This window comes from Amycolatopsis sp. WAC 04169, assembly GCF_003947535.1.
Lineage (GTDB): Bacteria > Actinomycetota > Actinomycetes > Mycobacteriales > Pseudonocardiaceae > Amycolatopsis > Amycolatopsis keratiniphila.
The window spans coordinates 274,300-292,765 of record NZ_QHJI01000001.1 but is presented as its reverse complement, the minus strand read 5'-3'; the positions used below and the strand labels follow the sequence as shown (position 1 = coordinate 292,765).

Here is an 18,466-nt window from a genome sequence, read left to right as displayed (position 1 = left end):
CTTTTCCGCAGGCCCCGCCCCCGACCCCCGATAGACTGGCTTCGGGGCCGCCCCCTGGGACGGGTGGGGGGCTGGGTAGGTGAGTTAAGAGCGAAGGCGTGCGGAGGTGTCGGCGACTTCGGCCTGCACCTGGGCGCGGTCCACCCGCAGGGATTCGCCGTCGCCGACGACCTGTTCGCCCGCCACCCACACGTCGCGCACGCGGCGTGAGCCCGCGGCCCACACCAGGTTCGAGAGCAGCTGTACGTCCGGCACGTCGATGCCTGCCGCGAAGGCCGGGTCGTCGAGGTCGACGTGCACCATGTCCGCCCACCGGCCGGTTTCCAGCGCGCCGATGTCGGTCCGGCCCAGCGCGTCCGCGCCGCCGCGGGTGCCGAGCAGGAACGCGTCGGCCGCGGTCAGCACGGTCGAGTCGCCGGTCGCGAGGCGCGCGAACATCGCCGAGAGCTGCAGTTCCTCCCACAGGTCGATGTCGTCGTTCGACGCCGGGCCGTCCGTGCCGAGCCCGATGGCGACGCCCGCCTTCCGCAGCTCCGTCACGCGCGCGATGCCCGAAGCGAGCTTCGCATTCGAGCCCGGGCAGTGCGCCATGCCGACACCATGCGCGGCGAACAGCGCGATGTCCTCGTCGGACAGGTGGATGGCGTGCGCGGCCAGCGTCCGGCCCCGCAGCATCCCGACCTTCTCCAGCAGCGCGGGCACCGAGCCGTGCGCTTCACGCTGCTTGACGTCTTCGAGCGCCGCCTCGGCCACGTGGATCTGCACCAGCGCGCCCCGCTCGGCCGCCGATTCCGCGGTCGCCCGCAGCGCCTCCTCGTTCAGCATGTACGCCGAGTGCGGCCCGTAGCCGACCTCGATCCGCTCGCCAGGCCCGAACCGCAGGCCGTCGGTGTCGATCCAACGCTCGATGCTCTTCAGCATCGCGCGCCAGTCCATCCCGGGCAGCTCCATGATCGGCGGACCCAGCACCACGCGGCCACCGGTGGTCAGCACCGCGTCGGCGAGCTGCTCGCCTTCGAAGTACATCTCCGCGCTGGTCGTGACACCGTGCCGCAGCATTTCGACCGAGCCCAGCAGCATGCCGGTGCGGATGTCGGCCGGCTTCAGCTTCGCTTCGGTCGGCCAGATGATCTCGGTCAGCCACGGCAGCAACGGCAGGTCGCCGCCCATCCCGCGCAGCAGCGTCATCGGGCTGTGCGCGTGCGCGTTGACCAGACCGGGCAGGAGGATGCCGCTCAACCGGGTCACGGGAGCGGACGTTCCGGGCGCCTCGGAAGCGGGACCGACATGGGCGATACGCCCCGCCTCGTCCACGTCGACCACGGCGTCACGCAGCAACGAGCAGGCGGGGTCGGCGGGGAGAACGACGGGAGCGTGGAAACGGCGTTGCATGAACCGAGCTTACGGGTGCCATTTATCGCGCCGACCGCCATCTCGTCGCCAGGATGCGGCTTGCGCGTGAACGGCACTGTCGCCATCTCGGCGTCCTGCCGCCGAGATACCGGGGCCTTCGGCCAAAAGGCGCGACTTCAAAAAAAGCCTCTCGCGCCGCTCAGTCCACCACTCCGCTCCGCCACGCCCACGCCGCGATCTCCACCCGGTTCCGCGCCCCGACCTTCCCCTGCACAGAGGCCAAATGCGTCTTCACCGTCGACAGCGACAGGAACAGCTCCGCCCCGATCTCGGTGTTCGTCAGCCCCTTCGCGGCCGCCTTCACGACGTCCAGCTCCCGCGCGGTCAGCGGCTCCGAAGGCGGGCTGACGTCGCGCTTCACCGCCCCGCCGTCGAAATGCTTCAGCAGCCGGACGGTGATCTGCGGCGAGACCAGCGCGTCCCCACGCGCCGCCGCGCGCACGGCTTCGATCAGCAGCGCCGGCCCGGCGTCCTTCAACAGAAAGCCGCTCGCACCGTTCCGCAGCGCGGTGTGCACGTATTCGTCGAGGTCGAACGTCGTGACCACCACCACCTTCAGCGGATCGGTGACGTCCGGGCCCGCCAGCTGCTTGGTGACCTCGAGCCCGTCGATGCCGGGCATACGGATGTCCAGCAGGCAGACGTCCGGCCGCAGTTCGCGCGCCTTCGCGACCGCCGAGACGCCGTCCGCCACATCGGCGACCACCTCGATGTCGTCCTGCGCGTCCAGGATCATCCGGAAGCCGATCCGCACCATGTCCTGGTCGTCGGCGATCAATACCCGGATCACTCTTCTCCTTCAAGTGGTAGCCACGCTTCGACGCGCCATCCGCCGCCCGGCGCCCGTCCGGCGGAGAGCCGGCCGTGCAGCAGGGCGACCCGTTCGCGCATGCCGATCAGACCGTAGCCGCCCGACCCGCCCGCCGGACGCCGCTGGGGCTCCTGTCCGTCATCGGTCACCTGGAGGTGCAGTTCGTTCCCGGTCACCTCGGCGATGACCAGCGCCTCCTTCGCCCCAGACGCGTGCTTGCCGACGTTCGTCAGCGACTCCTGCACCAGCCGCAACGCCGACCGCCCGACCTCGTGCGGCACGTTCGACGGCAGTTCGAGCTTCATCGACGTCTTCACGCCGTGGTTCGACCGTTCGATCAGCGTCCGCAGGTCGGCGGCGAGATCGGTGGTGGCCTGTTCGCTGAACTCGCTGCTCCCGGCCGGGGCGTCGCCGCGCATACTCCGCACGAGCCGCCGCATCGCCGCCAGCGCCTCCACCCCGGCGTCCTCGATCCGGCCCATCGCCTCGACCGCGACCTGCGGATTCTTCTCGCCCATCATCTTCGCCGCCTGCGCCTGCACGACGATCCCGGTGACATGGTGGGCGACGACGTCGTGCAGTTCCCGCGCCAGCGCCATCCGTTCCGACGTCTGCGCGTCGGTGATCGCCGACTGGATGACCTGCGTGCGTTCCGAATCCCGCGAACGCAACGCCAGGCCGACCGCCACCGAGATGCCGAGCAACAGCACCGCGGCCACGGCGAGACCGGCGATCTCGTCCGGGTCGGTCATCAGCTTGGGACCCGGCCGTTTGGTGTTGAGGATCGAGGCCACGGCGACCACGGCCGAAAGCCCCACGATCCGGGACACGGCCTTGCTCAGCCCGACCGCCCGGACCAGGGTGACGACCAGCCCCATCCCCGCGACGATCTGCGTCCCCGGCACCCCACCGGGCGTGGTGTATTCGTAGCGGAGCCGGAGGAACGGCGTCACCAGCGCCGAAAGCAGCATGACCGCGGTGAGCGCGACCATCGCGTCGGCGGGCCGCCGCGGCGCGGCGACGGCGATGATCGCCGCGACGATCGAGCAGACCAGGATCGGGAAGCCGTGCGCCCCGCTCTCGTAGGTGAAGCCGAACTCGAGGATCAGCGCCACACCCAGCAGCCCGATGAGCGGCCACTGGCCCATCACCAGCTTGTTGAGCTTCTGCAGCTTCTCGTAGCGTTTCGGATGCGCCGCGCGGTCGCGCCCGGGGATCGCGAAGAGCAGCGTGCCGCCCAGCAGGATGCCGCCGAACAGCATCGCCTGCGCCATGGTGCCGTTCGATTCGCTGCCGTAGTAGTACCGGCCGGACACCGCGGTCAACGTGGCCAGCACCAGACCGGAGATCACGGCGAAGGCGACTCCCGGCCGCGTCCGGCGCGCGGCGTAGAACAGGATCTCGACCCCCGCCACCACCTCGGTGATGGACAGATGCGCGAGCACGCTCGAATAGGTCGGGATGTTGAAGTACCGGACGACCAGCGTGTACGCCACCAGCACGACCGAGGCCGCGACGGCGGCGACGGCGGCCCGTTTCTGCGCCCAGAGCGCGCAGAACACCATCGCGAAAATGCCGGGGAACAGCAGGAGATCGATGCCGCGCGGGCCCGTGTCGTCGAAAGCCGCGTCGGTCACGAAGACCAGGTCGAACACGAGCGCGGCCAGCAGGACGACGGCGGGCATACCGATACGTCGCGCGAGCGCACTCACCCGCGCGGGGAACTTGTTCTGGGCCGGACCTGCTGTCACACCGTGACGGTAGAGGATCGGCCGCCGTCCGCACCTTGGCCGACCGGCCCGAGCCGGGTCGGCCGATCGGCCGATGCGCGGGTGATCAGCACTGGCCGTCTGCCCGAAGTGGACACAGGCGGTTCACCGCGAAGCTCTTCCCCGAAGCAGAACACACAGTGACTGACTAGGGAGAATCACGGTGGTGGATCCACAGTGGACAGGGCAGCCGGTGCTTTCGGGCCGCGGGCTGGTGAAGCGGTACGGCACACAGCACGCGCTGGCCGGGATCGACATCGACATCCAGGCGGGTGACGCGGTCGCCATCGTCGGGCCCTCCGGCTCGGGCAAGACCTCCCTGCTGCACGTGCTCGCCGGGATCCTCCGCGCCGACTCCGGGCAGATCTTCCTGGCCGGCCAGCGCGTCGACCAGCTCAACGAGCGCAAGCGCAGCGAACTGCGGCGCACCGAGTTCGGCTTCGTGTTCCAGTCCGGGATGCTCGTCGCCGAACTGAGCGCCGAGGAAAACGTCGCGCTGCCGTCGCTGCTGGGTGGCAAGGGCCGCAAGGAATCCATCGAAGCCGGCCGCGAATGGCTGGCGAAGCTCGGCCTCGCGGGCAAGGAGAAGCGCCGCCCCGGCGAGCTTTCCGGCGGTGAGGCGCAACGCGTCGCGATCGCCCGCGCGCTGACGCACCGGCCGAAGGTGATCTTCGCCGACGAGCCGACCGGCGCGCTCGACACCCGCACCGGCCGCGCCACCATGGACGCGCTGCTCGCCGCGGCCGCCGACAGCGGCGCCGCGGTGATCGTGGTGACCCACGACCGCGAGCTCGCCGAAGCCATGCCCCGCACCGTCTCCATCCGGGACGGCCTGATCGCGACGAGGCTGGCCGCCTGATGAACAGCTTCCAGCTGGCCATGCGGGTGCTCCGGGTCGACCGCCGGACCCGCACGTCGGCCATCCTCACCGCGGTCGGGGTCGCCGTCGCGACCAGTCTGGTGCTCCTGCTCGCCTCTCTTCCCGGTGCCACGCAGGCCCGTTCCCAGCGGGCGATCTGGCAGGACATCGGCAGCTACTACTCCCAATCCGGGGAGAGCCAGCGTCCGGCGCCGCTGCTGATGGCGTCCAACAAGGACTACTCGGGCGACCGCGAGATCATCCGTGTCGACATCGCCCTGACCGGCACCTCACCGATGCTCAGCCTGCCGCCCGGCATCCCGAGGCTGCCCGGCCCCGGCGAGTCGATCGTTTCCCCCGAACTCGGGAAACTGATCCAGTCCGCGCCGAAGGAGCAGCTCGGCGACCGGTTCGGCAAACTCGTCGACGCGCTCGGACCCGAATCCCTGATGTACCCGGAGCAGCTGGTCGCCGTCGTCGGCCACACCCCGGAGTCGATGCCGCAGACGGCGCTCGCGGCGGACGGCTTCCCCAACAAGCAGGCGAAGCCCGATCCGCTGCTCGAACTGCTCGCCTGGGTCGGCGTGATCGTCCTGCTCGTGCCGAGCCTGGTGCTCGTCGCGTCTTCGGCCAGGCTCACCGCCGCCCGGCGTGAGCTGCGGATGGCCGCGCTGCGACTGGCGGGGGCGACCCCGGGCCAGGTGACGAAGATCGTCGCCGCCGAGACGGCGTTGTCCGCCACCGTCGGCGCGCTGCTCGGCATCCTCGTGGCGCCCGCGCTGCAAGGGCTCTCGACGTTCGTCCCGTGGGGCGGCGGCACCTGGCTCGCGTCGGACTTCAGCCTGTCGGTCGGCTCGACCATCGCGGTCGCCGTCGCGATCCCGCTGCTGGTCGTCTTCGCCGGCGTCCTCGGCATCCGCCGGGTGCTGAAGACGCCGCTGTTCGCCGCTTCGGCGCACGCTCGCAAGCCGCTGCACTGGTGGCGGCTGCTCGCGGTCCCGGTGGCCGGCGCGTTCTTCCTCTTCGCGGTCACGCAGGACAACGCCAGCCTGCCGATGGTGATGCTCGGCCTGTTCCTGCTGGTCGGCTCGGCCGCGATCATCGGACCCTGGGTCACCTCGGCGGTCGGTGGCACGTTCGTCCGCATCTGGCGCAAACCGGCGTCGCTGCTGGCCGGACGCAGGCTCCGCGACGACCCGAAGAGCGCCTACCGCGCCACCGCGGGTGTCGTGCTCGCCGTCTTCACCGGCTCGATGGCGCTCACCCTGCTGCCCTCGTTCGAGTCGATGGCGGGCGGCGGCCGGACCTTCAAGGACAACGTCCTCTACGCCCAGTCCGACGCGGCCCAGGCGCGGCAGGTCGCCGACCAGACCAACGCGTCCCTCGCCCGCTACGGCATCACCGAGAAGGCCGTCTCGGTCGGGCAGGTCTACCTGTCCACCGGCGAGCCGGGCACCCGCTCACAGAATCTGAACCGGGCCTTCGTGATGACCTGCGAGGACGCCTCGAAACTCCTGCGGGTGAATCTCGGCGGCTCCTGCCAGCCGGGGCCCGCGATCTACAGCAGGTACGCCATCAACCCGGCGGAGTACCGCGTGCTGTCGGAGTACGACAAGGCCGGTCCGCCGCTGGATCCGAAGGCTCCCGTGCACCTCTTCCCGCAGGGTGACGAGGACACCTCCAGCACGATCGTCATCGACCCGGCCCTGGTGCCCGCGGGTGTCACACCGGAGCGCTTCGACGTGATCGTGCCGACGACCCCGCAGAACGCCGAGACCGTGCGGACCGCCCTGGTCGGCGCCGCTCCCGGCCAGGAGGTCGGCAGCCGCGGCCTGCACCTGATCGGTCAGCAGCAGGAGCTCGGCGACCTGCGCCGGGTCACCGTCATCGGCCTGATCGCCGCCGGGGTGCTCGCCGGCTGCAGCGCGGCCGTGGCGACCGCCGGTTCGGTGATGGACCGCCGCCGCACCTTCGGGGCGCTCATCGCGGCCGGGACACCGGTCCGGGTGCTGGCGAGGGCGTTGCGGATGGAAGCGGCCCTGCCCGCGATGGTGGCCACCCTCGGCGCGGGTGCGGTCGGGCTCGGCGTCGGCATGGGGCTCTACAGCCTGGTCGAGAAGGACGCGGTCGTGCTGAGCCCCTGGCTGCTGGCGCCCGTGGTGCTGGGAATCGGGGTGGCGTTGCTCGGGGCATCCGTCTCGACCCCGGCGCTCAAGCGGGTGCAGTCGGAGCCCCTGGCCGACGAGTAGGAAAAAGGTTCGCCCGAATGGCGTCATGGCGCCCGGGCGGGCAGGTCTCGTGGGTGGAGTCGGTGGTGATCACACCCACGAGGCCGGGTGCCCGGTCGTCTCTCTGTCGGGGGAGGGACGAACGGGCACCGGGGACGCGCAGGGGGCGTTCCAAGGTGCGGGGGTGTGAAGAAAGGGCCGGTCAGGGACGTGGGGACGTCCTGACCGGCCCTTTCTGTGTGCTCAGACCCGCTCGAAGATCAGGTCGTGCGAAATCCGGCCCTCGACGTCGGCGCGGTTCTCGAACTTCGTGATCGGCCGCCACTCCGGCCGCGGCGCCCAGCCGCCGGGCTCGCCGGCGTGACGGTTGCGCAGGAGCGGCTCGGCCGAGCAGACCTCCATCATCTGCTCGGCGTAGTTCTCCCAGTCGGTCGCCATGTGGAAGGTCCCGCCCGGCGCGAGCCGCGAAGCCACCAGCGCGACGAACTCGGGCTGCACTATCCGCCGCTTGTGGTGCCGCTTCTTCGGCCACGGGTCCGGGAAGAACAGCCGGACGCCGGACAGCGAGCCCGGCTCCAGGTGCGAGGTCAGCAGCACGACGGCGTCACCGTGCATCAGCCGCAGGTTCTCCACCCCGAGCTTCTCGGCACGCAGCATCAGCTGGCCGAGCCCCGGGTCGTACACCTCGACCGCGACGTAGTTGAGTTCCGGCGCGGCGGCGGCGAGCTGGGACGTGGTCTCGCCCATGCCCGAACCGATCTCCACCATCACCGGGGCGCGCCTGCCGAACCAGTCGTCGAAGTCCACCGGTCCTTCGGGCAGTTCGCCGACGGTGCGGCCGAGTGACGGCCAGAGTTCGTTCCAGGCGCGCTGCTGCCCGACGGTCATCCGGCCGCCGCGTTTGACATAGCTGACCACGCTGCGCATCCGTGGCTGGTCCTCGTTTTCCACCAGCCCATTAAACGCGGCGGTTACCGGACGGCTTCGAACTCCCCCAGCCGCGAGCGCAGCCCGGCGAATCCGCCGACCGCGATCGGGGCGGGTGTCGGGCTGGAATGCGCGGGAAGAACGTCGATCCAGCCGTCGTGGCGGCTCGTGTTCAGCACCGTGGTCGGGATCGAATGCCCCGACGCGCCGCGTTCGGAAGGCATGAACTCCCAGTAGCCGGATTCGCCGTCCGCGGCCCACGGCACGAATTCCCAACCGGGCCGCCTGCCGAGCAGGCCGGCGATGCGATCTTCGATGCGGAAACCGAGCTCCCGCGATTCGAGTCGTCCTTCCACGACGGCGCGAAGCCACCAAGGCGCGGGAATTTCGCCGTGCATTCCGCTCGACGCGCGGTACAACGCGACGACGAGATCTTCGGGAGCGCGATGCACCCAGGCGCGGCGGATATCCGACGGCCGGGTCGCGGACGCCACCGTGCGAGGGAGTTCGATCGCCTGTGACCATTCGAGGTCGAGCATGGGCTCGAGCCGGGGCTGCATACTTTCCGTGCGGGCTTGCGGGATCGTGCGTTCCACTCCCTGACCGGAATCCACCGTCAAGGATCACCTCCGGGGCCGAGAGCCGAAAAAGGGGCTCATCCCGAGCATCGCCCGGTCAGGAACAGTATGTCCGCTTCCTGTGAGAGAAGCCACAGGCTCTTAACGTGGACTTAACTCCTTTGGCCGCGGTAAAAGCTCACGCATCCCTTCGATGGGTGATCATCAGTCCGGCCGCATAAACAATCACGCAGATCGCACCGAAATAAGCCAAATAGCCCCACGGCCCCAACGGCGGTTCGAGTTTCAACATCGAAACCGTCAGATCCGGCCCCGAAAACTGATTCGCCGCGAAGAACGGCATCCACTGGTAGATGTCGTCGCCCACTTTCGGGATCAGCATGACGAGTCCTTCGAGCAGCTGAGTCCAGGCCAGCGCGAACCCGAGCGCGAACGCGGGGCTGCGGAACAGCAGCCCGAGGCCGACGCCGAGCAGGCCGGTCAGGAAGAAGGTCAGGCCCTGGCCCGCCACCGCGCGCCAGTCGGCGCCCGAAGCCAGGCCCAGGTCGGCGGCCGGTTTGATCAAGTACGCGATCGCCCACGAGCCGAAGCCCACCAGCAGGCCGATCAGCCCCGAGAACACCCCGACGACGGCGCCCTTCGCCAGCAAGGCGGGCACGCGCGAGGGCACCGCCTGGAAGGTGAGCTTCATCGTGCCCCAGTTGAACTCCGTCGCCGCCGCCAGGATGGCGAGTACCAGCACCACGGTGCGGCCCAGCGCGCTGGCGACCTGCGTCGAGTTGACGCCCGTCTGGCCTTCGAGCGGGACGAAACCGAAGAAGAGCGCGGTGTAGGCGAGCGCGATCACGACCGCGATGGCCGCGCACCACCAGGGCATGCGGGTGCTCAGCAGTTTGATCCGCTCCGCGCGCAGCATGTTCGCCGCGGTCATCCGACGACCTCCGGGACCTGGCCGGCGCCGTACTCGACGGCCTCGGCGGTGAGTTGCATGTACGCCTGTTCGAGCGAGCCGGTGAGCGGCTTCAGCTCGTGGAGGGTCGCGCCCGCGGCGAACGCGAGTTCGCCGATGTGGTCGCTGTCCATTTCGGACACGACGAGCGCGCCGTCCTCCTCGCGGAATTCGGCGCCCTTCTCGGTCAGCGCCTTCCGCAGCTCGGCCAGATGCGGGCTGCGGACCCGCACGCCGAGACCCTTCGCGCGGCCGACGAAGTCTTCCATCGTGCCCTGGTAGATCAGCTTCCCGCGCCCGATCACGACGAGGTCCTGCGCGGTCTGCGCCATCTCCGGCAGCAGGTGGCTGGACACGAACACGGTGCGCCCCTCGGCGGCGAGCGCGTGCATCAGCTTCCTGATCCAGACGATGCCCTCGGGGTCGAGCCCGTTCACCGGCTCGTCGAACAGCAGCACCCGGGGGTCGCCGAGCAGTGCCGTGGCGATCCCGAGCCGCTGCGACATCCCGAGCGAGAACTGCCCGGCCCGTTTGCGGGCGACCGGCTCCAGCCCGACCAGCCGGAGCACCTCGTCGACGCGCTTGTCCGGCAGGCCGTTGGTCGCGGCGACCCACCGGAGGTGCTCGCGGGCGGTGCGGCCCGGATGCCGCCAGGTGGCGTCGATCATGCCGCCGACCGTCCGAAGTGGATCATGCAGTTCGCGATAGGCCTTGCCGTCGATCGTCACCGTGCCCGACGTGGGGTTGTCGAGCCCCAGCATCATCCGCATGGTGGTGGACTTCCCCGCTCCGTTGGGGCCGAGGAACCCGGTCACCCGTCCTGCTTCGGCGGTGAAGGAAAGGTCGTCGACGGCGAGCTTGTCGCCGTAGCGTTTCGTGAGTCCGGTGGCTTCGATCATCAGCCCTCCCTCCAGGTGGATTCCGACATTACGCGGGAAAGGACCGGGCTGCCCCCCGATAGGCGGCCCGGTCCTTGTTCCCCTTTTTCTCCCCGTCCGGACGTCTCGCTCCCCCGAGTGGGACGTCCGGCCTTCTCCCCTGTGGAAGTCCTTACGCGTCGCGCTTGTTCGCGACGACCAGCGAGATGACCAGCAGCACCAGCGCGAAACCGGCGAAGTAGGCCAGCGAGCCGGCCTGGCTCAACGGAGCGTCCGCCGCGGCGGGGCCCCCGGTGAGGAACCGGTCGGCGACGTGGAACGGCATCCAGTCGTAGATGTCCTTGCCGATCTTCGGGATGAGCTGGATCAGGTTCTCCACCGCGAGGGCGTAGATCAGCACGAGCGAGATGGCGCCGGCGCTGTGCCGGATCAGGATGCCGACGGCGATCGCGATCACCGAGGCGAGGGCGAACACCACGCCCACCCCGGCGACACTGATCCACTCCGCGGTGGTGTTCAGCATGAGGTCTTCCGGCCGCATGACCGAAGCGAGGCCCCAGGCGCCGAACGCGGCGACCTCGCCGATCACGAGCGACAGCATCGCGACCACGCCGGTCTTGGCCAGCAGCGCCGAAGTGCGGTTCGGCACGGCCTGGAAGGTGGTCCGGATGGTGCTGAAGCGGTATTCGGTGGTCACCGAAAGCGCGGCGAGCACCATGATCACGGCCATGCCGAAGCCGTAACCGAACTGGGTGAGGCTGACGTCGGTGAGTTCCCCGTCGGGCGCGGCACCCGAGATGATGGCGGCGAAGCCGATCACGACCGCGAGTGCGGCCAGCGCGCACCACCAGGGTGAGCGGGTGGTGAACAGCTTGATGCGTTCCACGGCGAGCAGAGTCATGGCTTTTCTTTCCTCGAAGAGTGGCTGGCTACTGGGCGGCGGTGACCACTTCGGCGGCTTCGGCTTCGAGACCGGTGTGGTACTCGACCGAATCGCCGGTGATCTGCATGAAGGCCTGCTCCAGGGAGCCGGTCTGCGGGCTGAGCTCGTGCAGCACGATCTGGTTGGCCGCGGCGATCTCGCCGATCTTGTCACTGTCCAAACCGGACACCACGAGCGCGTGGCCTGCGTCGGTGACCTGGGCGCTCGCCTGCGTCAGCGCGGAGCGCAACGCGGGCAGCTGCGGCGACCGGACCTTGACCGTGTTCTCGGCGGCCCGCGCCACGAAGTCCTCGGTGGAGGACTGGGAGATCAGCCGCCCCTTGCCGATCACGACCAGATGGCTCGCGGTCAGCGCCATCTCCGAAAGCAGGTGCGAGGAAACGAATACCGTGCGGCCTTCGTCGGCCAGCCGGTGCATGAACTTCCGGATCCAGAGGATGCCTTCGGGGTCGAGGCCGTTGACGGGCTCGTCGAAGAGAAGGACCTCCGGGTCGCCCAGCAGTGCCGCCGCGATCCCCAGTCGCTGCGACATGCCGAGGGAGAAACCGCCGGCGCGCTTTCCGGCGACGCTGGTGAGCCCGACGATCTCGAGCACCTCGTCGACCCGGCTTTCCGCGATCTTGTTGGACTTCGCCATCCACCGCAGATGCGCCCGCGCCGACCGGTTGGGGTGCACCCATTTGGCGTCCAGCAGTGCGCCGACGGTCCGCAGCGGTTCCTTGAGGTCGCGGTAGAGCTTGCCGCCGATGCGCACCTGGCCCGCGGTCGGGTTGTCCAGGCCGAGGATCATCCGCATGGTCGTGGACTTGCCCGCCCCGTTGGGGCCGAGGAACCCGGTGACCTCACCCGCCGCGACGGAGAAGGACAGGTCGTTCACCGCCAGTGTCTTGCCGTACCGCTTGGTGAGGCCCGCTGCCTCGATCATGTCTGCTCCCCTCGGCGACTGCGAGAACAATCGTCGTCCATGTGGGTGGCCGAGCGCGTCATCCTGAGGTGCCAACCTGATACCCGACCTGAGACGTAGCTTGCCGTCTTCCGGCGGCGTACGCGATCGGTGATACCCCTGAGAGTGACCCTGATTCGCCAGGGTTAATGAACCGTGGTTCAATAATCGCATGGCGAGGCCCCGGAGCATCACGGACGAACGACTGCTCACCGCGGCGGGAGCCGTGATCGGCATGGTCGGGCCGGGTTTCACGCTGGCCCAGGTGGCGGCCGAGGCCGGGGTGGCGGTCGGCACCGTCGCCCAGCGGTTCGGTTCGAAGAACGGTCTCCTGCTGGCGTTGAGCCGGGAGAACACGCGCTCCGTCGTGGAAGCGATGCGGGAATGCGGTGAGCTGGCCGATCCCGTGGAAGCGCTACGGGCGGCGGTCGTCGTGGTCTACGAGGGTCTTGGCGACGCGCAGACCGCGGCGAACCATCTCGGGCAGCTGGGGGTGGACATCGGCGATCCGGGGCTGCGTGCGCTGCTCGGTGAACATTTCACCGCCGTGGAAGCGGAATTGCGCAAGCTGGTGCGCGTCGCGACGCGTGACCTGCCGGGCGCGCCCGGTGTCGTCCGCGCCGCGCGAGTGCTGCTGGGGGTGGCGAACGGGGCCGCGCTGGACTGGTCGATCCGGCCGAAGGGCCGGATCGCCGAACGGTTGGGGCAAGACGTGGACGCGGTGCTGACCGCGTGGAAGGGAGTGTCCTGAATGGACCGGAAAGTGGCCGTGGTCACGGGGGCGACGCGGGGATGTGGCCGGGCGATCGCGGTGGAACTGGGCAGGCTCGGCTGGACGGTGTTCGTCACCGGCCGCACGACGCGGGAGCAGCAGTCCCCGATGAAGCGTTCGGAGACGATCGAAGACACCGCTGAGCTCGTCGACGCGGCGGGCGGCCGGGGGATCCCCGTCCGGACCGACTTCACCGTCGTGTCCGATGTGGACGCGCTGAAGGCGCGGATCGAGTCCGAAGTGGACGGCCGGATCGACGTCCTGGTCGACGACGTCTGGGGCGGCGACCAGTTCGCGGATTTCGAGGGCGCGTACTGGGACTCCAGCCTCGACGACGCGCTCACGCTGGTGCACAACGCGATCGACACGCATCTGATCGCGCTGCACCGGCTGCTCCCGCTGGTGGTGAAGCGGGAGGGCGGGCTCGTCCTCGAGGTCACCGACGGCGACCACGACGAGTACGTCGGCGCGGGGATCCCGTATTTCCTCGCGAAATGCGGGATCCGCGCGATCGGCAGGGCGCTCGGCGCCGAGCTGAAGAAGTACGGCTGCGTCGGCATGACCGTCACACCGGGCTTCCTGCGTTCGGAAGCCATGCTCGACTACTTCAAGGTCACCGAGGAGACGTGGCGTGACGCGGTCGGCAAGGCCGCGCCGGTCGATTTCGCGATCTCGGAGACCCCGGCGCTGCTCGGGCGCGGTGTCGCGAAGCTGGCGACCGACCCGGAGGTCTCGCGGTTCGCGGGCAAGACGCTGGCGTCGTGGACGTTGATGAACGAGTACGGCCTCACCGACGTCGACGGCTCGCGTCCCGACTTCGGCAAGTGGATGGCCGAAGTCCGGGACACGGGCAAGGACCCGGCGACGGCGGATCACTCGCTGTACCGCTGAGTCCGTGCTGGCCGGGGGCTACTTCTTCCCGGCCAGCACGTCCAGGTAGTGCTGGTTGAACATGACGCCGAGGACGTTGCCGAACGGGTCGACGACGGCCGCGGTCACGAAGCCCGGCCCGCGCTCGATGATCGGCTCGTACTCCTTCGCGCCCTTCTCCAACAGCTTCGCGAAGGCGTCCTCGACGTTGTCGACGGCCCAGTTCGCGATGGCCCCGCCGGGACCGGGCTGGGCCGACGGCGGCCGGAAGTCGCCGCGGACCAGGCCGAACTCGTGCTGGTAGTCGCCGATCCGGAACTCGGCGTACGCCGGCGTGCCGTCGGGACCGTTGCGGACGAAGTACGGGTCGAGGCCGAAGAGGCCGGAGTACCACTCGATCGCGGCGGTCAGGTCGTCGGCGTAGAACGTGGTGGTGGTGAGACCTCGCAGCATTTCCTTCTCCTCAGGTAGTGGCTCTGAGAACAAGGATCCACCGCAAAGTGCTCACCGAATGATCACTTTTCCGAACTCGCGTGATCGAACGCCGAACTCGCGTGATCGAACGCCGATCACGCGTGATTGAAGGCCGATCACGCGTGATTGAGGGCCGCTCACGCGTGATTGGAGACGGAACACGCCCGAGCAAGCTCCGCACTGTGTGTTCCGCCTCCAAGCACGCGAGTTACGCCTCCGATCACGCGAGTTACGCCTCCAAGCACGCGTGATCCGGTTTCCGAAGGGACTCGTGAGTGGCGAGACTTGCTCTGCGACACCACCAGTCACAGCAGGTGCGCGTGAAGGCCCCCTTCCCTCGGCTCAGCCGAGGAAACTCGACCTTCACACCTTCCCCAAGTACATGAAGGCCCCCTTCCTTGCGCCAGGCGCAAGGAAGGGGGCCTTCATGTACTTACATGAGCGAGCGAGTGTGACAGTGGCGCAGTAAGGCTCAGGTGACCCCGGGACGTGCCAGCCCGGTCTCGTAGGCGAGTACCACGGCCTGCACCCGGTCGCGCAGGTCCAGCTTCGACAGGATCCGCCCGACGTGCGTCTTCACCGTCGCCTCGGACAGGAACAGCGTCTCGGCGATCTCCAGGTTCGAGAGGCCCTTCGCGATCAGCACGAGCACCTCCCGCTCCCGTTCGGTGAGGACGTCCAGCTCGGCCGCGTCGCGCATCGGTTTCCCGCCGCCGCCGACGAACCGGTCGAGCAGCCGCCTGGTCACCGACGGCGAGACCACGGCGTCGCCCGAAGCGACCGCCCGCAACGCCGACACCAGGTGATCCGGCTGCGTGTCCTTCAGCAGGAACCCGCTGGCCCCGCCCTGCAACGCCGAATAGACGTACTCGTCCAGATCGAACGTCGTCATCACGAGCACTCGCGCCGTCCCGGCCTCGACGATCCGCTTCGTCGCCTCGACCCCGTCCAGCACCGGCATCCGGACGTCCATCAGCACGACGTCGGGCCGCAGTTCCTCGGCCAGCCGGATGGCCTGCGCGCCGTCACCCGCCTCACCGACGACATCGATGTCGGCCTGCGCGCCCAGGACCATCCGGAACCCGACGCGCATCAATTCCTGGTCGTCGACGACCACCACCCGTATCACGTCGCCAACCTAACCGGGAGCCTCGCGTGCACCTGCCACCCTCCACCGGGAGCGGGGCCGACCTCCAGCGTGCCGCCGAAGACGTTCGCCCGTTCCCTCATTCCGATCAATCCGTTCCCACCGGGGACGGTGAGCTTCCGCGGCGGCGCGGTGTGCGCCGCCGCCTTCGTCGCCACGGGCACCAGCTGTTTCGCGCGGCCGGCGCCGTCGTCGGTGACCTTGACGTCGATCACGTCGGCCTCGCGGCGCACCACCACCTCGGCCTGCGCGCCCTGACCGGCGTGTTTCAGCGTGTTCGTCAGTGATTCCTGCACGATCCGGTACACGCCGAGGGAGACACCGGCGGGCAGCCCGGCCAGCGCTTCCGGCCCGATCGCCAGCGTCACCGGCACCCCCGCCTGGCGGATCCGGTCCGCCAGGTCGGTCAGCGCGGTCGCGTCCGGCTGCGGCACACGCGGCTCGTCGTCGCCGTCGCTGCGGAGCACGTCCAGCAGGCGCCGCAGTTCGGCGAGCGCGCCGCGGCCGGTCTCCGAAATCGTCTGCAGGGCCCGTTTCGCCATCTCGGGATTCCCGTCGACCGCGTAGGACGCGCCGTCGGCCTGCACGACCATCACGCTCACCGCGTGCGCGACGACGTCGTGCAGCTCACGGGCGATGCGTCCGCGCTCCTCGCCGACGGCGATCCTGGTCGCCTGGTCCCGTTCCGTCTCAAGCAGATGCAACCTGGCTTCCACCTCCTCGTGATAGGCGCGCCTCGCGCCGGCGAACTCACCGAGCGTCCAGCACAGCGCGGTGGAGAAAAGGGCGATGATCGCCAGGATCCACACGTCCTCCGGTGTGTCGATCCACAGCTGGAGCCCCGAGACGACGACGGTCGCCAGCAGGTACAGCAGCCCCTGTTTGCGCCCGACGTACACCAGCACCGAGTAGATGCTGATCATCATCGCGAACGCGCTGGCCGCGCCCAGCTCCAGCGCGCTGTGCGGGATGCCGATCAGCAGCAGGAGATACGCCGACCACAGCGTCGCCTTCCGCCGGAAGACCAGCGGGGCGACCATCGCGATGTCCAGCGGCAGGGCCACGTACCAGGGCGGCATCGGGACTTCGGGCGTCTCGGCCGCCGCCACGAAGAACAGCAGGTCCGTGAGCAGCAGGGCGACGGCGATGAAGCTGTCCCCGGCCATGGGGTGGGCACGCATCCAGAGGCTTAACCGTCGCACCTGGTAACACTATGTCGGGCGATGCCGTTCGCGCGTCGGTCGCCGGTACCACCTTCGGTGCGACCCGAGGATGAGCGGCATGGCACGATTCTCCTCGGCGTGCTCGACGACTGGGAGGGGTGGGCGCCGTGACCTCAGCGACGGAGCAGGGCCGTCTCGCCGGTCCGTTGTCGATGTCGGTGGCGAATCTGTGCCATCGCCTCCAGCCCCAGGTGTCCGCGCGGACCGCGGCGGGCTTCGCCGAAGTGCTGCGCAGGCTGGGCGGTCCGCTGCAGGTCGCCGTCGCGGGCCGGATCAAATCGGGGAAGTCCACCCTGGTCAACGCCCTGATCGGGCGCCGGGTCGCGCCGACCGACGTCGGCGAGTGCACCCGGCTGGTCACCCGGTTCCAGTACGGCACGGTCGACCGCGTCGAGATCGTCTTCAACGACGGCCGCAAACAGGTGCTGCCCTTCTCCGCCGACGGGATGATCCCGGCCGAGCTGGGCATCGACATCGACCAGGTCTCGCATATCGAGGCGTACCTCACCAACGCGGTCTTGCAGGGCATGACCGTCATCGACACCCCGGGCCTCGGCTCGCTCGACGCCGCTTCGGTGTCGCGGACCGAGGAGCTGCTGGGCGCGGCGAAGCACCGCAAGCCCGACGATGACGACGAGGAGGAAGAAGGCTCCGACGAGCTGGACGACACCTCACGCAACGCCGTCGCGGGCGCCGAGGCCGTGCTCTACGTGGTCACGCAGGGCGTGCGCGCCGACGACCAGCAGGCGCTGGCCGCGTTCACCGCCGCGACCGCGAGCCGCGACGCGGGCCCGGTCAACGCGATCGCGGTGCTCAACAAGGCGGACACCATCGCGCCGGAGTCGGTCGAAGGCTCGGGCGGCGACGTGTGGAAGGCCGCGACGCTGCTGTCGGAGAAGCAGGCCTCGACGCTGAAGCCCCGCGTCGCGGACGTGCTGCCGGTGATCGGGCTGATCGCGGAGTCGGCCGAGTCCGGCGGGTTCACCTCCCCCGACGCCGAGGCGCTGCGCCAGCTGGCCGAGATGGACGACGACATCCTCGAGACCATGCTGATCTCGGCGGATATCTTCACCAGCTGGGAATGCGACGTCGCGGCGGGCACCCGGCTGCGGCTGCTGGAGAAACTGGACCTGTTCGGCATCCGGTACGCCGTCGAGGCGATCCGCAAGGAACCCGAGATCACCGCGGGCTCGCTGCGGCGGAAGCTGCTCGACGCCTCCGGGCTCGAAGCCGTCCGCCAGCGGCTGAGCATCGTCTTCGCCGCCCGCGCCGATGGCATCAAGGCCGCCGCCGCGCTGGCTTCGGTCACCGCGCTGGCCCACGCGTCCGGCGATCCGGCCGAGCGGCAGCGCGTCCACGACGCGATCGAGGTCCTGCTCGCCAAGCCCGAGGCGCATCAGCTGCGGCTGCTCGAAGCGCTCACGCTGGTCGCGTCCGGCGCGGTCGACATGCCCGAGGACCTGTCCGAGGAGGTGCTGCGGGTCGGGAGCAACGCCGACATCGGCGCCCAGCTCGGCAAGCCGGGCGCTCCCCGCGCCGAGCTCGCCGCCCACGCCCTCGAACGCGCCGGCTGGTGGCGTTCCTTCGCGTCCTTCGGCGCGACGCCCGCCCAGAGCCGCGTCGCGCACGTCGTGCACCGGGCCTACTTCCTCATCTGGCAGCAGATCCGCGACTGACCTCCC

At 69.5% G+C, this 18,466-nt stretch carries 17 protein-coding genes; 5 read left to right on the top strand and 12 right to left on the bottom strand.

What is annotated here, in order from left to right; translation table 11 throughout:
- Nucleotides 1-84: 84 nt before the first annotated feature.
- The 3 genes from DMC61_RS01475 to DMC61_RS01465 form a co-directional block, all read right to left on the bottom strand.
- A complete protein-coding gene (locus DMC61_RS01475; RefSeq protein WP_125686208.1) occupies nt 85-1,392 on the bottom strand; it encodes an amidohydrolase family protein in 1,308 nt (435 codons plus the stop codon).
- 160 nt (nt 1,393-1,552) lie between these two features.
- A complete protein-coding gene (locus DMC61_RS01470) occupies nt 1,553-2,203 on the bottom strand; it encodes a response regulator transcription factor (protein ID WP_007032342.1) in 651 nt (216 codons plus the stop codon).
- Nucleotides 2,200-3,975, bottom strand: a complete 1,776-nt coding sequence (locus DMC61_RS01465) for a sensor histidine kinase (RefSeq protein WP_125686206.1) — start codon at nt 3,973-3,975, stop codon at nt 2,200-2,202. The genes DMC61_RS01470 and DMC61_RS01465 overlap by 4 nt, the downstream gene beginning before the upstream one ends.
- A gap of 181 nt (nt 3,976-4,156) precedes the next feature.
- Between DMC61_RS01465 and DMC61_RS01460 the strand changes: the two genes are divergently transcribed.
- Both DMC61_RS01460 and DMC61_RS01455 read left to right on the top strand, forming a co-directional pair.
- Nucleotides 4,157-4,852 carry an ABC transporter ATP-binding protein gene (locus DMC61_RS01460; protein ID WP_016338261.1) on the top strand — a complete coding sequence of 232 codons (696 nt, stop codon included), beginning with the start codon at nt 4,157-4,159 and terminating at the stop codon, nt 4,850-4,852.
- The gene (locus DMC61_RS01455; RefSeq protein ID WP_125686204.1) at nt 4,852-7,101 is read left to right on the top strand and encodes an FtsX-like permease family protein; all 2,250 of its coding nucleotides are present in this window, start codon (nt 4,852-4,854) and stop codon (nt 7,099-7,101) included. The genes DMC61_RS01460 and DMC61_RS01455 overlap by 1 nt, the downstream gene beginning before the upstream one ends.
- A 222-nt stretch (nt 7,102-7,323) precedes the next feature.
- Here the strand turns inward: DMC61_RS01455 and trmB are convergent, their stop codons facing one another.
- From trmB to DMC61_RS01425, 6 genes are all read right to left on the bottom strand, one after another.
- The gene (gene trmB, locus DMC61_RS01450; protein ID WP_233594693.1) at nt 7,324-8,007 is read right to left on the bottom strand and encodes a tRNA (guanosine(46)-N7)-methyltransferase TrmB; all 684 of its coding nucleotides are present in this window, start codon (nt 8,005-8,007) and stop codon (nt 7,324-7,326) included.
- A gap of 44 nt (nt 8,008-8,051) precedes the next feature.
- On the bottom strand, nt 8,052-8,603 hold the full coding sequence (locus DMC61_RS01445; RefSeq protein ID WP_016338258.1) for a hypothetical protein: 552 nt from the start codon (nt 8,601-8,603) through the stop codon (nt 8,052-8,054).
- 160 nt (nt 8,604-8,763) lie between these two features.
- Entirely contained in the window at nt 8,764-9,516 is a 753-nt protein-coding gene (locus tag DMC61_RS01440) for an ABC transporter permease (RefSeq protein WP_016338257.1), read from the bottom strand.
- Complete coding sequence (locus DMC61_RS01435; protein ID WP_016338256.1) at nt 9,513-10,433, bottom strand: ABC transporter ATP-binding protein; 921 nt, start codon at nt 10,431-10,433, stop codon at nt 9,513-9,515. The genes DMC61_RS01440 and DMC61_RS01435 overlap by 4 nt, the downstream gene beginning before the upstream one ends.
- A gap of 151 nt (nt 10,434-10,584) precedes the next feature.
- Nucleotides 10,585-11,313: an ABC transporter permease gene (locus tag DMC61_RS01430; protein ID WP_125686200.1), complete on the bottom strand. Its 729-nt coding sequence runs from the start codon at nt 11,311-11,313 to the stop codon at nt 10,585-10,587.
- 28 nt (nt 11,314-11,341) lie between these two features.
- Nucleotides 11,342-12,280, bottom strand: coding sequence for an ABC transporter ATP-binding protein (locus DMC61_RS01425; RefSeq protein WP_125686197.1), 939 nt, complete (start codon nt 12,278-12,280; stop codon nt 11,342-11,344).
- Nucleotides 12,281-12,470: 190 nt separating this feature from the next.
- Between DMC61_RS01425 and DMC61_RS01420 the strand changes: the two genes are divergently transcribed.
- Together DMC61_RS01420 and DMC61_RS01415 are read left to right on the top strand one after the other, a co-directional pair.
- Nucleotides 12,471-13,049: a TetR/AcrR family transcriptional regulator gene (locus tag DMC61_RS01420; RefSeq protein ID WP_125686194.1), complete on the top strand. Its 579-nt coding sequence runs from the start codon at nt 12,471-12,473 to the stop codon at nt 13,047-13,049.
- Complete coding sequence (locus tag DMC61_RS01415) at nt 13,050-13,961, top strand: SDR family NAD(P)-dependent oxidoreductase (protein WP_125686192.1); 912 nt, start codon at nt 13,050-13,052, stop codon at nt 13,959-13,961.
- 18 nt (nt 13,962-13,979) lie between these two features.
- On the opposite strand, the gene DMC61_RS01410 is transcribed toward DMC61_RS01415, so the two are convergent.
- From DMC61_RS01410 to DMC61_RS01400, 3 genes are all read right to left on the bottom strand, one after another.
- The gene (locus DMC61_RS01410) at nt 13,980-14,393 is read right to left on the bottom strand and encodes a VOC family protein (RefSeq protein WP_125686190.1); all 414 of its coding nucleotides are present in this window, start codon (nt 14,391-14,393) and stop codon (nt 13,980-13,982) included.
- A gap of 493 nt (nt 14,394-14,886) precedes the next feature.
- Nucleotides 14,887-15,543: a response regulator transcription factor gene (locus DMC61_RS01405; protein WP_005167029.1), complete on the bottom strand. Its 657-nt coding sequence runs from the start codon at nt 15,541-15,543 to the stop codon at nt 14,887-14,889.
- The gene (locus DMC61_RS01400) at nt 15,540-16,727 is read right to left on the bottom strand and encodes a sensor histidine kinase (protein WP_125687074.1); all 1,188 of its coding nucleotides are present in this window, start codon (nt 16,725-16,727) and stop codon (nt 15,540-15,542) included. The genes DMC61_RS01405 and DMC61_RS01400 overlap by 4 nt, the downstream gene beginning before the upstream one ends.
- A 209-nt stretch (nt 16,728-16,936) precedes the next feature.
- Here DMC61_RS01400 and DMC61_RS01395 point away from each other — a divergent pair, with 209 nt between their 5' ends.
- Nucleotides 16,937-18,460 carry a dynamin family protein gene (locus DMC61_RS01395; RefSeq protein ID WP_123799217.1) on the top strand — a complete coding sequence of 508 codons (1,524 nt, stop codon included), beginning with the start codon at nt 16,937-16,939 and terminating at the stop codon, nt 18,458-18,460.
- The last annotated feature ends 6 nt before the right edge of the window (nt 18,461-18,466 follow it).